The organism is Paenibacillus sp. FSL R5-0345 (assembly GCF_000758585.1).
Taxonomy (GTDB): Bacteria; Bacillota; Bacilli; order Paenibacillales; family Paenibacillaceae; genus Paenibacillus_AQ.
Map to the genome: position 1 here is coordinate 6,383,028 of NZ_CP009281.1, position 13,671 is coordinate 6,396,698.

Sequence of the window (13,671 nt, forward strand, 5' to 3'; positions counted from 1 at the left end):
TCAATATAATCAACTTGATCGAGTTAAATATTAGCCTTGTTTAGGAGGTTGAAATGAACTCTTCAGTGAAACGATAAGGTTGAATACGAGATGTCCAGGTGCCGAATATTTGCTATCCACATTAAAATAGCCATGACGGAAGAACTGGAATTTATCCTGAGCCACGCTATCCTTAAGCGCTGGTTCAACAAACCCTTGTAAGATTTCAATGGACTTAGGATTAAGCTGATCTAAGAAGCTAGGCTCCGATTTCTCTACCGAGGAATCCAAACCTTCTACTTCCACAGCCTCATCCGCTTCTTCAGCAGAAATCAAAGGCTCGTATAAACGGAATTCAGCAGGAACCGCTTGGCTAGCTTCCACCCAGTGCAACGTCCCTTTTACCTTACGGCCTGTAAATCCGCTGCCACTCTTCGTTTCTGGATCATACGTACAATGCAGCTCCACTACCTCGCCATTCTCATCCTTAATAACCTCATTACATTTGATGAAATAAGCGTGCTTCAGACGTACTTCATTGCCAGGGAACAACCGGAAATATTTGTTCGGCGGATTCTCCATAAAGTCATCACGCTCAACATAAATTTCACGTGAGAACGGAATTTGGCGTACACCCATTTCCTCATTCTCTGTATTATTCTCCGCTTCAAGCCATTCTGTTTGACCTTCCGGATAATTGGTGATAACAACCTTAAGCGGTCGCAGCACAGCCATTGTACGCGGTACAGTTAGCTTAAGATCCTCACGGATAAAGTGTTCCAGCATTTGCAGGTCCACCAGGCCCTGACTCTTAGAGATACCTGCTTCATACACGAATTTACGAATCGCTTCCGGCGTATATCCTCTGCGGCGTAGACCAGAAATCGTCGGCATCCGCGGATCATCCCAGCCATCCACATGTCCTTCGTCTACAAGCAGCTTCAACTTACGCTTACTAGTCATCGTTTGAGCTAGATTCAGACGACCAAATTCATATTGATGTGGAACAGACGGCATCTCACATTCAGCTACGACCCAATCATAAAATGGACGTTGATCTTCGAATTCGAGTGAGCAAAGGGAATGAGTAACTCCCTCAATAGCATCTTCTAACGGATGAGCGAAGGTATACATTGGATAGATACACCATTTATCGCCTGTGTTATGGTGATGTGCATGTGTAATCCGATAAATTACAGGATCACGCAGGTTAATATTCGGTGATGCCATGTCGATCTTGGCGCGAAGGACCTTCTCGCCGTCCTTGAATTCGCCTGCACGCATACGCCGGAACAAGTCCAAATTCTCTTCGATGCTACGATCGCGATGCGGACTGTTCTTCCCTGGCTCCGTCAGCGTTCCCCGCAATTGACGAATTTCATCCGCACTGAGGTCATCGACATAAGCTTTGCCCTTTGTAATTAATAATTCGGCACGTTTGTACATTTCCTCAAAATAATCAGATGCAAAACGCAGCTCTTCCCATTCATAACCGAGCCACTTTACATCTTCCTGAATCGAGTTCACATATTCCGTATCCTCTTTAGCCGGATTCGTGTCGTCAAATCTTAGGTTCGTCTTGCCACCGAACTCGTCCGCCAGTGTAAAGTTAATCCAGATCGCCTTGGCATGTCCGATATGTAAATAACCGTTCGGCTCCGGCGGAAAGCGTGTAATAACTTCCTTTACTTTACCCGTACGGAGGTCCTCGGTAATAACATTCTTAATAAAATTGGAGGGGGTGCTACGGTTCTCCACAGCTATCAACCTTTCGTTCTGTAGTGTTACACTACTTCTTGTATAAACATGTTTCCTACTAATATACCCGTTAACTCTAGATTGTTCAATAAAAGGGGGCATAAGGCATAGATCATTTTTTAGCATCTTTAGACCTTTTGACTTCTGTCAGGGCGATAGAGTAGCATGATAATCATAAGAAATAATCCATAATCATACATAAGGCCTTGTGCCAAAAAGGAGGCAACCGCTTGTTTAATTATGTCATCGATGAAGAGCTGATGTTAAAGCCGCTCATGCCGGAGCACGCTCGGCACTTGTTCACGTTAGTAGAGCACTCACGGGATCGACTAAGACAATGGCTCCCTTGGGTGGATGCCGTTACGGAACAGGCTCACACTCTAGATTTCATCAAAAATACGATTAAACAAAGTACCGAGAATGGTGCTTTTACCGCTGGACTATGGGTTCGTGGTGAGCTCGCCGGTGTGATTGGGTATCACCAGATTGACTGGCATAACCGATCCGTTGGAATCGGCTACTGGCTTGGTGAAGGATTTGAAGGCAAAGGGTATATGACCAGTGCCTGTCGTGTTCTAGTGGACTATGCACTTCTGGAAATGGAGCTGCAACGTGTAGAAATCCGCTGCGCAACCGGCAATGTTTCCAGTAGAGCGATTCCGGAACGGCTTGGTTTTGTGCTTGAGGGTGTGATTAGACAGGCAGAGAAATTGCCAGATGGCTACGTGAACCACGCCGTATACGGTTTGTTGCGTAGCGAGTGGCAATTGCTCGGCTAAGTTACGCAAGTAAATTAAACACACAAAACAAAATAAACCTGGCAGGCATATGCCTCCAGGTTTATTTTGGCTAATAGATATAGGCTAATCTTCCGACAGACCCAGCTGTTTTCGAAACTTGTTCCGAACTACAGCAGAGAGAGCTTCTAGCTCCGCAAGCTCAGCCAGTGCAGCTTCCTCTTGCAGGCCCACCTGCATTAAATGCAGAACATGCGCTACGGACGCACCGCCAGCACCATCTTCTTTTTTAACAATGGCATCTCCGGTTGAAATCTTCCCCTCACGAAGCACGCGCAAATAAAATCCGCTATATCTAGTATCCAGCACTTGAGCGGGGAGATCTGCCGGACCATGCTTTTGCGAGATTTTGAAGCAAGGATAACGTGGCTGGCTGACCTGCAGCACAGTGGTGCCTATTTCGTACACATCACCTATGCACACGTCTGTCTCCAATAAGCCGGCAGTTGTTATATTTTCCCCGAAGACAGAGTATTCCAGCTTCTTTCCTAGCTGCTTCTCCCAGTAGGAATAATGCTCAATCGGATAGGCACAGACCGCCTTATCAGGGCCTCCATGATGTTTTAGATCCGCTTGACCATCTCCGACAAAACCGTTGGTATGTAACTGAACCGCTCCTTCTACAGGCATTTTATAAATCCCAGTCTCCAAAGGTTTTCCCCGATAATCCACTGTTACCGGGCGACCCACGTTAAGCGAGATGATCTCCATATCCTTCTCCTCCTGTCAGCATGCAGCACATAAATATTTCATCCACATAACGACCGCCAAGATAAAACTCTTCCTGCAGACGTCCCTCTTCTACAAATCCACATTTACGATAAAAAGAAAGCGCTGACTCATTGCAGGATAATACGCGTAGACGAAGCTTCCGAATAGCATTTTCTGCGGCATGTTCCTTAATCGCCTCTATGAGCTGTCGGCCAATACCTAAGCGTTGATAATCTGGATGGACAGCAATATAGACTTCGCACACATGCCTGTTGCTCTCCATTCGACTAGGACAACCAAACCCAACATATCCGCAAAGCTTGTCATCCTTCAGCGCTACAAGTTGCGAACCCGGAGGAGCATTCAATAGGTAATCCTCTTGGGAACGCCACATTAAAGGCCCCGGGCTAGTGTGCTCCGTCCAGATCAAATGATCCAGATGAATCAGTTCCCGCACGTCTTTAATCTCTGAGAACCTTATGATAAGCCTATCCTTATTGCTTAGTTTCATATAAGATGTACACCCCTTGCCTTGCACCTCTATAGAATCACAGTAGATCACCTGAATCCACTATGCACAACTATCCAATTGACCGCTCCAGTGAATTTCCTCGGCGGTTGATATACGCATGAACAATAAAGAATCCTACGGATAGCAGTGCCATCGCACATGCCAACCATGCGGTAGGCGCTAAGCCTCCACTATCATACAATCTACCCATTAAGTAAGGCCCAATCACCCTTCCGACTGCCCCCATACCTCCACTAAGCCCTAAATAGAATGGAGCACTTCGACCTGCATGATCCGAAATAAAGGAAGGCATGGCCGGAGATATCAGCATTTCCCCAAGCGTAGCGAGCACCATCCCAAGCACTAGACCTGAATAAGTCGGCATCCATAAAAGAACAGCATAACCACCCAAATAAAATAGAGCACTTACAGTCATTTGCGCTGTTGAGGTGGACGCGAACCAACGTTTAATCACCGTTACGAGCGGCTGGGCCGCAAAAATAAGAATACCGTTGAGCGTCCAGAGAAAACCATAAGTCTTCTTAGGCCAGCCCTCAGAAATAATGAACGGAGATACCCCTGTATTCCAGATAGAGTTCCCTAACAGTAGGAACATCGAGGCAATACCCATATAAAGATAAATCCGTGTATGTCCCATTAGCTTCCAGGTGGATTGTTTGTCAGGACCAGCCTTCTGGTGTTCTGTGATCTCCTGTGAAGAATCTCCTCCGACTTTCTTGAGATATACAAAAAAGAATACCGCAAATACCGCTGAAGTTATGCCGTTCATTACAAAGCTGAGCATATAAGAAATATCGGCCAAAAAACCACTTAACGCCGTACCCAGTGCTACACCAATATTATTAGCGACATAAATAACATTAAACAGCTCTCCGCGCTGCTTCGTAAAACGAAAGCCGATAAATGCCTGAATCGCAGGTAATGACAATGAATTAAAGAGTCCTACCAGTCCCATCGCGACCATAAATAACGTCCAGTTGTTACTTGCTGCCGGCAAAGTGAACAGTGCAAGTGCATTCATGCCCAGCGCTCCGACAATCAGCCGGTTAACGCCTACCTTATGATAGAGTGAGCCCCCGAGTAGTTGACCCACAATCCCTCCAACTGATTGAATAAGAATCACTAATCCAGCATCCGACATGCTGCGTCCAAGCTCATCAAAAACATACATTGTAACCAGTGGCCACATCAGTGCACTACCCGTTGCATTAATAAGGCTAGCAATTAAAAATATCTTAACTTCTTTAGGATAATTCTGTAAAAACTTCATAAGTAGTGTACATCCCCTGTAATATATGTGTCATTATTCCATCCAGTATTATCCCAAAACAGGGTTCAGGGCAAGCAGACGCATTGACGTGCTATCGTGATAAAGTCTTAGTACACTTTACCTCTTAATTAGGACTAACTTCAACCGTAGCTGAGAAAAAAGTAGCACCCGTTCCCATCTATTTATATTTTATAGTTGCTGCTGTCGTCCGTAAAGCAGACTAAACAAAACGATGTGATTCGTTCTTGCAAAGTCGGGGTAATAGAGCCTAGAAACACTCCCCCTTCTAAAATCCGCCGTGCGTCCGAATCGTTCCCCCGAGCTCGGATACATCACGGCGGATTTTATTTGTCTATAACATCAAAAAGCACCCCTCGACTATGCTAAGGAGTGCTCTATAAGATAGGTTTAGGCGTGTTTCTTTACACCGCTGCCGGACATGCTGTCCACGGATTGAATAGATGCTGGCTCTTTACGTAAGTAAGCCATCCAATAAGCTGCCGCAACAAAGATCGCACCGCCAGTCAAGTTGCCTAGCCATACCGGAACAAAGTTGTTGAAGTACTCTCCCCATGAAAAATAGCCTTCAAAAATAGCCGCCGGAATTAAGAACATGTTAGCTACAACGTGCTGGAAGCCGATAGCTACAAAAGCCATCGTCGGGAACCAGATACCGAGGATTTTACCACTGAAGTTATCTGCTCCATAGGAGAGCCATACCGCCAAAGCTACGAGCCAGTTACAACCGATACCGGAAACAAATGCCGGCAAGAAGTCTGCCTCAAGCTTATGCCCTGCCATCTCTACTAATTTTTCCAGATACACACCGTCAGAGGTTAAACCAACCACGTGACCAAAAAAGTAAGCTACAAACAAAGCTCCCGCTAAATTGCTCAGGGTAATCAATACAAGATTCTTAATAACTTCCCAGAAAGATATCTTCTTCGCCATAAAAGCAAGCGGCACAGCCATCATATTGCCTGTCAGTAGTTCTCCCCCTGCAAGCAATACTAGAATCAATCCAACAGGGAAGACTGCTGCCCCAATAAAGTTAGCGATAGATCCCCATTCATGCGGTGCGCCAGCAATGACGCGAATATCCAGTAAAAATCCGAGCGCGATAAACGCCCCTCCCAGAAAGCCCAGAATTAGTACGGTGCTTAAAGGATTGTGCGCCTTTTTTATGCCGTTCTCGACCGTGACTGCGGCAATCTGCTGCGGTTTATTATAAGCCATGATTCCTATCCCCTTCATCTATTTACTTAAAATTTGTTCCTTTACGACCATTGTAGCGTGTCACAAAACACAATAACGTGACAATTATCACTTAATGAAAAACTAAGTGAAACTTTTCACTGACATGTCAAATTTAACGAAGCGCATCCATAATTACAATTGTAAGAATAGGCTCCATATTATTTTAAAGGTAAATAGTACCAGCATCAAACATGAAAAAACCGAAGCCATGAATGGCTCCGGTCTACCCGACTATAATGTTCTTATGCAATTACGTTAAACGGTTACTGCCTCTTTACTTGGTACTGATGTCGGCAGCGCTTGAATTCCTACGGTGTTCAGGAAGTTCCAAGGCTTATTGTAATGAGGTTGGAAGAAGAAATCGATAAAGGCCAGCTGGTCGATTGTCATTTTATTTTGAATACATACAGATACGGTGTTGATCGATTGCGTCAAATCCATCTTGGACATAATTTGTGCTCCGACAATGCGGCGTGTAGCACGATCAAATACAACTTTTAATTGAACCTGTTCGAACGTTGGCATAAATTCTGGACGGTAGTTGTCAATAATCGTGGTAGTCTCTACGTCCATGCCTTCAGCCTTAGCCGCTTCTTCTGTAAGACCGGTAGCAGCGATATTATCTTCATAAATCTTAATGCCCGAAGTCCCTTGAGTGCCCATATATGGAATCGTCTCTGTCATCAAGTTACGTGCGACCAAGGTGCCCATCCGTACTGCGTTGGTTGCTAGTGGAATATAAGCGTGCTTCCCTGTAGGGTTGTAATGAATCGCACAGCTGTCACCAGCGGCATACACATCTGGGCAACTAGTCTGCATATAGTCGTTGACCAAAATCGCACCATTTGGCAGCATATCCACCTGGCCTTTTAAGAGTTCAGTATTCGGACGGAAGCCGATGCAGAGAATAACAAGATCCGTCTCATGCTCTCCTGCGCTTGTGATAACCTTGGTAACTTTACCGCCTTCTCCAGCAAAAGAACTGACCTTCTCATTCAGTGCCAATTTAATGCCGTGATCCTTAAAGGATTGTTCGATTGGTGCAGTAAACTCTGGATCCAAATATTTATTCAGAATGCGGTCTTCACCATCAATCAGCGTTACTTGCTTCCCATTCATTTGGAAGGCTTCCACCAATTCAACGCCGATATAGCCAGCGCCTACGACTGTGATTTTGTTCGCATGTTTAGCTTTTTCTATAATGGTGTTGGAATGTTCATAATTCTTGCAAAGCAAGACGCCTTCCAGCTCAAGCCCTTCGAGCTTCGGCACAACCGGCCATGATCCAGTAGTCATAATCAGCTTATCGTAGGTATCATTAAACTCCTGTCCAGTTGCCAAATTGCGAACACGCAGTGTTTTGGACTTCGTATCCACTTCGGTCACTTCATGACGCATGTTCGTCTTTACTCCGAGCTCTGCAAGCTTCTCTGGGGAAGAATAGAACAGTCCGTGCGGGTCTTTGACCACTCCACCTACATATAAAGCAATGCCACAGGATAAGAAGGAAATATTATCATTACGCTCATATACCGTAATCTCAGCTTCTGGGTACAGTTGGGCAGTATTTACAATTGCGGCAGTTCCGGCATGGGTACATCCAATGACAGCTATTTTCATCATTTTCTTCCTCCTTCAAATGGACAACCTGGTTATATATTCGACTTGCTTGACTGACCAAATTAGATATCTGATCACCGATGAGTTAATTGTGATTTATTTCACTTTATAAACTGATTATATTGTGATATTTATCACATTACAAGTCTTTTCGCCTATATTCTCAGATTGTTCACAATTTTAAGCATTTTCCGTCACCGCTGCCGATGCGACCTCGTTAGCTTTGCCATGGGCGTAAGACATTATGTTCAGACCCCTCAGGATATACTTTCTTATAGCGCACAAAAAAGGCTTCCCCCTAATCCAACAGGGAAAAGCCTGATCATAAACCTAATTTACACCAAACCGTGAATTTCGCCGTCCTCATCCATCCATAGTGCCTCAGCAGCAGGTTTAGCCGGTAGACCTGGCATCGTAACGATATTCCCCGTAATGACAACAGCAAACCCTGCACCGAGCGAAAGGGTGATATCACGGATACCTACGGTGAACCCTTCAGGCGCGCCAAGCAATCTTGGCTGGTCCGAGAAGGAATACGGTGTCTTCGCCATACATACTTGAAGATCATTTAACCCAAGGCGCTCGATCACCGCCAGGCTGCGTTTAGCCGCAGGGGAAAAGTTAACCTCAGCACCACGGTAAATTTCGCGCACAATCTTAGTGATTTTAGAAGGAATGTCGAGTTCATCCTCATACAAAGGCGCAAAGCGCCCAGTGTCGCTATGCTCCAGAAGCTTCTTTAGTTCTGAAGCCAACTCTTGTCCGCCTGCACTACCTTCTGCCCACACCTTGGATATTGCCGCAGGAACGTTCAATCGGCGACAAGCCTCTACAACATCATTAATCTCTCCCGGGCTGTCACCTTCAAAATGATTAATGGCAACAAGGACAGGTACCCCAAATTTGCCGAGATTCTCTACATGCCGCTCCAAATTAGACAATCCAGATCGCAGCGCCGTCCGGTTCTCAGTTTGAAGCTCATTCTTAGGTACACCACCGTTATATTTCAAGGATTTCACCGTCACCACAAGCACTGCCGCTGAAGGGGTTAGATCGGCTTGCCGGCATTTGATATCCATGAATTTCTCTGCACCAAGATCCGCTCCAAAGCCTGCTTCCGTGACAACAACATCTCCCAGCTTGAGTGCGTAACGAGTGCCGATAACACTGCTGCAGCCATGGGCGATATTTGCAAATGGACCGCCGTGTACAATAACAGGGGTGCCCTCCAAGGTCTGTACCAGATTAGGTTTAACTGCTTCCTTCAGCAGGGCTGCCATCGCTTCAACTGCCCCTATTTGCTCTGCCGTTACAGGTTGTCCCTCTTGGTCATATCCAATCAAAATACGGTTTAGACGCTTTTTAAGATCGCTCAGATTATCGCATAAGCATAATACAGCCATAATCTCTGAAGCTGTCGTAATCTGGAATCCACTTTCCCGTACGGCTCCATTTCCATCTCCGAGCCCTGTCACGACATTCCGCAAACTGCGATCGTTCATATCCATCACACGTTTCCAAACGATGCGCTGTGGATCAAGACCCAGTGCATTGCCTTGGAAGATATGATTGTCAATCATCGCAGACAATAGATTATGTGCAGAAGTCACCGCATGAATATCGCCTGTAAAGTGCAAATTAATCTCATCTGCCGGAACGATCTGCGACTTACCGCCACCAGTGGCACCACCCTTCATTCCTAGGCATGGTCCGAGGGATGGCTCGCGTAAAGCAGCCACGGTCTTTACACCTGCTGCGTTCAGTGCCTGTGCCAGCCCTATGGTGGTTAAGGTCTTTCCTTCGCCGGCAGGGGTGGGATTAACCGCAGTAACCAGCACCAGCTTGCCATCTGGCTTGTTCTTCTTTTCCTCCCATAAGGACGGTGAAAGCTTACTTTTATATTTGCCGTATAGTTCCAGATGCTCTTCGCCAATTCCCGCTTGTGCCGCTACCTCTGTAATTAACTTCATGCTTGTATAAAACCCTCCTGCCGTTATTATCCTGCTGCAATCCACGCTTTATGCATATTTTGCATAGACATTACATTCTCTTCAAAGGATACATGGTCTCTGTAAAGCGTCAAGTATAATTTATCACAATAAAATTCAAGGCAGCTATTTCCTTATTCCTATGTAAAAAAGAATCCCGTCGAGACTCGGCCAAAGACCGAGTTCGAAAGGATACTTCTAAAACAACAATTTATCAGACCTTAAGCGGTCTACAGTAAGGACTCAATATGTTCTGTCATCGTTTCTGGCGATTCCTTCGGCTCAACCCGAGCCACTACATTACCGCTACGATCAATAAGGAACTTTGTGAAATTCCAGCTAATATCGCTGCTGTCTCCAGTACCCGGCTGCTGCTCTTTTAAATAATTGAAAAGAGGACTGGCTTCCGGTCCATTCACATCCACTTTAGCAAAAACGGGAAAGGTAACACCATAATTAATCTGGCAGAATTCTTCTGCCTCTTCACTTGTACCCGGCTCCTGACCCGCAAATTGATTGCAGGGGAATCCTAATACTACAAGTCCCTGATCCCTATACTGCTCATATAGCTTCTGGAGATCCCCATACTGCGGTGTAAGTCCGCATTTGCTGGCCGTATTAGCAATCAACAGCACCTTACCTTCATACTCCGTAAATGACACTTCTTTACCCGAAGGTGTAACGCCGGAAAAATTGTAGATCGACATCCTTATTCCCCTTCCTTCCATGTACTTAGACTACACTACGTATCTTACCCGAACTGTAATAGAATGCAACTTATCGTCACTTTCTGTAATTACTAAGAAAAAAGCAGCCCTATGTATTTCTTAGGACTGCTCTCTATAACACTGTTACTTAGATACGGGTACAACATCATAATATTCTTCCAACGTAATCCCTTTCTCCGCTATATAAGTAGCTATATCCTTACCTACATAACGGATATGCCAAGGCTCATATTTATAGCCTGTAATGTCCTGCTTACCTTCTGGAAAACGGATGATATAACCATATTCCGCTGCATGCTGCGCTAGCCACTCCGCTTCCTTCGTTCCACCGAAACAGCTCTCCGCAGCACATTTGCCGTCACTTCCTGAGACATCGATAGCAAGCCCTGTCTGATGCTCACTATAGCCAGGCACGGCACTGTAAGTACGGGCCAGTTCCTCTCCATCTTTCTCAACATAACGATTGAACAGTCTCGTTTGGGTCTCCTTAGAGCGGTAGGCCGAAACGCCAGCCAAGTAAATCCCGTCTTCCTCTGCGCCTGCGAACAGTTTTTCTAATGCTTCGGCAGCTTCCTTACGCATCATACGCTTCTCGATTTTCTCTTTAAACGTAAACCGCACATCCGGATAGACAAGATCAGAGGGTTTATAGTTATCAGGCAGTCCATACTGCTTATTCACCATCACAGCTATGCTATCAGGCTCTTTAAAAGAATCATCCGTGCTATTTCCCTTGCCGCCATTATCCGATTCGGATGGATCAGAGGGATCTGTTGAATTAGATGGATTAGCTACCACGGGTTCCGTTATGCCCCCTTCGGCGCTATTGCCGTCTTCACCAGGCTTAGCTTGAAGATTATCTTGTACATTTATATTTGACCCGCTATTGGACGCAGAAGGTGAAGTTGTCGTATACTTCCCGATTCCCCAACCCACTGCAATAACGACAATTAACAAGCTCACTAATTTCAATTTTTTAGACATCTGCAAGTTCTTCCTCCTCGAAGTCGAAACACTCTATTTATCTATTAGACAAGCTTTCCATCAAAAATGTTACACTAAGATTCTTTTTTAGACAAATATCGCTCAAATCTGCCCACAAAATAAAGTTACCATAGGTAATTAGCTTGTCCGCTAACTTTCCTATGGTAACAAGTTTTAGTTATGAAATTCCACTCACATTATCTGGATGTGCCTCTGCCGCCGCTTTTAAAGCCGCCGGAGCTGCCACGTCCACCGCGTGAGGAACCTGCGTTTCCGCTGTTGCGCCCGCCTTTACCAGCGCCACCTTTGGCACTGCTGTAGCCGCCTTTGCTACCTTTACCGCCTTTACCGCCGCCTCTAGACGGGCCTGCACCGTAGCCGCTGCCTAAGCCGCCTCGTGGTGTGCCGCCAGCGTAGGCACCGCCGTCTGCGCCTCTGGCTACGTTCTCGCTGTAGCCTGTGCTTGGTCCGCCCTTACGGTTCGCACCGCGCGAACCGGCGCTAGGCGCTGCTGCGTTACCGCTAGCTGGCGCATCGCCTCTGGAGGCGAAGGCGCCGTAGCCGCCGCCTACTCTCACTACGCCGGCAGCCTTGCCGCCGCCCTTAGGTGCGGCAGCGTCATAGCCGCTGCCTCCGCGCTTGCCAGCCGCCGCATCGGAACGACCGCCGCGGCGACCTTCTGCAGGCGCACCCCAGCCGCCTGCTTCCTTACCGCGGCCGCGGCCACCTTGCCGCGCTCCGCCTTCGCCGCGCGGAGCACCGCCGCGGCCAGAGCCGCCGGTCTTCGGTCCGCGGCCCGTGCGCGCTGCCTCAGCGCCGCCGCTTTGGCGACCGCCGTGGCGTCCGCCGCCTTGTACTGCAACGAATTCGCCAACGCCGAATTCATCCTTGTCGTAACGGCGACGATCCAGGCGCTGCGAAATGCCGTGCTCGATCATGTCTAGTCCATCTTGCTCACGCGGAGAAGTGAACGTAATTGCAAGCCCTTTACCTCCGGCACGGCCTGTCCGACCTATCCGGTGGATATAGCTGTCCACATCAAGTGGCATATCATAGTTAAAGATATGCGTGATACCTTCGACATCCAGCCCCCGAGCCGCTACATCTGTGGCTACAAGAAGCTGCAGCTTCGCATCACGGAATCTCTTCATTACACCTTCACGTTTACCTTGAGACAAATCGCCGTGCAGTTCATCACAATCATAACCGGCTGCTTGAAGTGCTTCGTTCAGCTTGGACACCCGACGTTTGGTCCGGCAGAAAATAATAGCCAAGTAAGGACGATCTCGTTCAATCAAAGCTATAAGTGCCTCTTCTTTATTGCGATCCGAGACTTCCACGACTTGCTGTTTGATATTATCCAGCGGAATCGGAGAACCACTCTTAATAATGATATCCAGAGGCTCTTTCATGTAATTAGCTGCGAGGCGTTTAATCGGATCTGGCATCGTCGCAGAGAACAGCATCGTTTGACGACGATAAGGAACAGCCGTAATAATGGTCTCTACATCCTCCAAGAATCCCATATGCAGCATTTGATCCGCTTCGTCCAGAACGAGCATCTTAACACCACTAAGATCGAGCGTCTCGCGGCGCATATGATCTAGCAGTCTGCCCGGTGTACCGATAATAAGATGTCTTCCGCCTTCCAGCTTACGCAGCTGCTTCTCAACATCCTGACCACCGTAAACGGCCAAGATTTTGATATCCGTATGACGTGCCAGCTTACGTGCCTCTTCTGTAATCTGCAAAGCCAACTCACGTGTTGGAGCCATAATTAGCGCCTGCGGATAAGCTCGCTCCGTGTGGATCTTGTCCATAATTGGCAGCAAGAAAGCCAATGTCTTCCCTGTACCTGTCTTCGCTCTTGCAATTACATCCAGACCCTGCACCAATGGCGGTATTGCTTCCTGTTGCACTGGCGTAGGCTTTACGATGCCTTGACCTTGAAGCAATGTACACAGTAATTCTGAAACTCCTAATTCTTTAAATCCCGGCAAATTCTCCACCTCACTATTTTCTCAGTTAAATTTGATTACATCTCTTA

11 protein-coding genes are annotated in these 13,671 nt (G+C 46.8%); 1 reads left to right on the plus strand and 10 read right to left on the minus strand.

The features are described from left to right. Positions 1 to 30: 30 nt before the first annotated feature. Positions 31 to 1,737, minus strand: a complete 1,707-nt coding sequence (locus R50345_RS28210; protein WP_042131405.1) for a glutamine--tRNA ligase/YqeY domain fusion protein — start codon at positions 1,735 to 1,737, stop codon at positions 31 to 33. Positions 1,738 to 1,967: 230 nt separating this feature from the next. Between R50345_RS28210 and R50345_RS28215 the strand changes: the two genes are divergently transcribed. After that, on the plus strand, positions 1,968 to 2,516 hold the full coding sequence (locus tag R50345_RS28215; protein ID WP_042131406.1) for a GNAT family N-acetyltransferase: 549 nt from the start codon (positions 1,968 to 1,970) through the stop codon (positions 2,514 to 2,516). An 84-nt stretch (positions 2,517 to 2,600) separates the two neighbouring features. Here R50345_RS28215 and R50345_RS28220 read toward each other — a convergent pair whose 3' ends face one another. From R50345_RS28220 to R50345_RS28260, 9 genes are all read right to left on the minus strand, one after another. Continuing rightward, positions 2,601 to 3,245, minus strand: coding sequence for an MOSC domain-containing protein (locus R50345_RS28220; RefSeq protein WP_042131407.1), 645 nt, complete (start codon positions 3,243 to 3,245; stop codon positions 2,601 to 2,603). Continuing rightward, positions 3,226 to 3,756, minus strand: coding sequence for a GNAT family N-acetyltransferase (locus tag R50345_RS28225; RefSeq protein ID WP_042131408.1), 531 nt, complete (start codon positions 3,754 to 3,756; stop codon positions 3,226 to 3,228). The genes R50345_RS28220 and R50345_RS28225 overlap by 20 nt, the downstream gene beginning before the upstream one ends. 70 nt (positions 3,757 to 3,826) lie before the next feature. After that, positions 3,827 to 5,047: an MFS transporter gene (locus tag R50345_RS28230; protein WP_042131409.1), complete on the minus strand. Its 1,221-nt coding sequence runs from the start codon at positions 5,045 to 5,047 to the stop codon at positions 3,827 to 3,829. Positions 5,048 to 5,455: 408 nt separating this feature from the next. Continuing rightward, complete coding sequence (locus R50345_RS28235) at positions 5,456 to 6,283, minus strand: formate/nitrite transporter family protein (protein ID WP_042131410.1); 828 nt, start codon at positions 6,281 to 6,283, stop codon at positions 5,456 to 5,458. A gap of 276 nt (positions 6,284 to 6,559) precedes the next feature. Further along, a complete protein-coding gene (locus R50345_RS28240) occupies positions 6,560 to 7,924 on the minus strand; it encodes an FAD-dependent oxidoreductase (RefSeq protein ID WP_042132544.1) in 1,365 nt (454 codons plus the stop codon). Positions 7,925 to 8,259: 335 nt separating this feature from the next. Continuing rightward, a complete protein-coding gene (locus tag R50345_RS28245) occupies positions 8,260 to 9,894 on the minus strand; it encodes a formate--tetrahydrofolate ligase (protein ID WP_042131411.1) in 1,635 nt (544 codons plus the stop codon). Between the two features lie 248 nt (positions 9,895 to 10,142). Continuing rightward, positions 10,143 to 10,619: a glutathione peroxidase gene (locus tag R50345_RS28250; protein WP_042131412.1), complete on the minus strand. Its 477-nt coding sequence runs from the start codon at positions 10,617 to 10,619 to the stop codon at positions 10,143 to 10,145. Between the two features lie 144 nt (positions 10,620 to 10,763). Beyond that, on the minus strand, positions 10,764 to 11,624 hold the full coding sequence (locus tag R50345_RS28255; RefSeq protein WP_042131413.1) for a M15 family metallopeptidase: 861 nt from the start codon (positions 11,622 to 11,624) through the stop codon (positions 10,764 to 10,766). Between the two features lie 197 nt (positions 11,625 to 11,821). Then, complete coding sequence (locus R50345_RS28260) at positions 11,822 to 13,624, minus strand: DEAD/DEAH box helicase (RefSeq protein WP_042131414.1); 1,803 nt, start codon at positions 13,622 to 13,624, stop codon at positions 11,822 to 11,824. Positions 13,625 to 13,671: the final 47 nt, after the last annotated feature.

Bases quoted from the DNA above. Each gene is read 5' to 3' on its own strand.
- R50345_RS28240 (WP_042132544.1), bottom strand. From the start codon at position 7,924: ATGAAAATAGCTGTCATTGGATGTACCCATGCCGGAACTGCCGCAATT.
- R50345_RS28255 (WP_042131413.1), bottom strand. From the start codon at position 11,624: ATGTCTAAAAAATTGAAATTAGTGAGCTTGTTAATTGTCGTTATTGCA.
- R50345_RS28230 (WP_042131409.1), bottom strand. From the start codon at position 5,047: ATGAAGTTTTTACAGAATTATCCTAAAGAAGTTAAGATATTTTTAATT.
- R50345_RS28220 (WP_042131407.1), bottom strand. From the start codon at position 3,245: ATGGAGATCATCTCGCTTAACGTGGGTCGCCCGGTAACAGTGGATTAT.
- R50345_RS28245 (WP_042131411.1), bottom strand. From the start codon at position 9,894: ATGAAGTTAATTACAGAGGTAGCGGCACAAGCGGGAATTGGCGAAGAG.
- R50345_RS28225 (WP_042131408.1), bottom strand. From the start codon at position 3,756: ATGAAACTAAGCAATAAGGATAGGCTTATCATAAGGTTCTCAGAGATT.
- R50345_RS28250 (WP_042131412.1), bottom strand. From the start codon at position 10,619: ATGTCGATCTACAATTTTTCCGGCGTTACACCTTCGGGTAAAGAAGTG.
- R50345_RS28235 (WP_042131410.1), bottom strand. From the start codon at position 6,283: ATGGCTTATAATAAACCGCAGCAGATTGCCGCAGTCACGGTCGAGAAC.